Origin of the sequence: Acinetobacter sp. MF4640, assembly GCF_002018895.1 — a bacterium.
Taxonomy (GTDB): domain Bacteria; phylum Pseudomonadota; class Gammaproteobacteria; order Pseudomonadales; family Moraxellaceae; genus Acinetobacter; species Acinetobacter johnsonii.
Genome location: NZ_MVOM01000140.1, coordinates 1 through 837, shown reverse-complemented (window position 1 = coordinate 837; position 837 = coordinate 1). Strand labels below are relative to the sequence as shown.

Sequence of the window (837 nt, the reverse complement as noted above, 5' to 3'; positions counted from 1 at the left end):
CGGCTTTGTTGCACAAAGATTTAAAAGATAACACTCTGCTCATTTGAACAGAATTCAAGTGACAACTTGGGTATGAGGACGACCTAATTCTGTAAATTTGTTCAATACGGCTATGCGTGCATGAATCTCATTCACCTGACTAGAAAAACTCCTTGCTGTTAATTTATCACCTAATAGTTTGATGCAATGCATCTTGGTTTCAACTAAACTTCGACGATGATAACCAGACCATTTTTTCCAAAGCGTTCTTCCTAAACGTTTAACTGTTTTCAGTAACTCATTCCGCTCTAAAGATCTCAATTTCTGATCTTTCCATGGTTTTGCATTTTTTCTTGGCGGAATGAGCGCATGTGCATCTCGATCTAGAATGACTTGTCTGCAGTGCTTCGTGTCATAAGCACCATCGGTATAGACCGAATCAATTCGTTCATCTAAGGGAATTTGAGCAAGTAAATCACCGAGTACTTGCGAATCGCTCACATTATTTGTAGTAAGCTGTACTGCACGTATTTGCAAGGTTTCAGCATCGATGCCAATATGAAGCTTACGCCATTGGCGACGATATTCAGGTCCATGTTTCTTACGTTTCCACTCACCTTCACCTAGAAACTTTAAGCCAGTTGAGTCGACGAGTAGATGTAGCCCATCACTACTTTTTTGATAGCTAATCGCAATATCAATATGTTTTTGTCTTCGACAAAGCGTACTGTAATCTGGTGCGGTCCAATTTAATCCACAAAGTTTAATCAGACTTTGAACAAAACCTGTGACCATGCGTAAAGAGAGTCTAAATAAAGATTTGATCATTAAACAGCATTGAATAGCCGTATCGGAGTA

1 protein-coding gene is annotated in these 837 nt (G+C 39.2%); it reads right to left on the bottom strand.

Features of this window, described 5'->3' with window-relative positions; all coding sequences use genetic code 11:
- Window positions 1–54: 54 nt before the first annotated feature.
- On the bottom strand, window positions 55–837 hold a 783-nt coding region (locus MF4640_RS18805; RefSeq protein WP_078390503.1), incomplete at its 5' end, for an IS5-like element ISAha2 family transposase.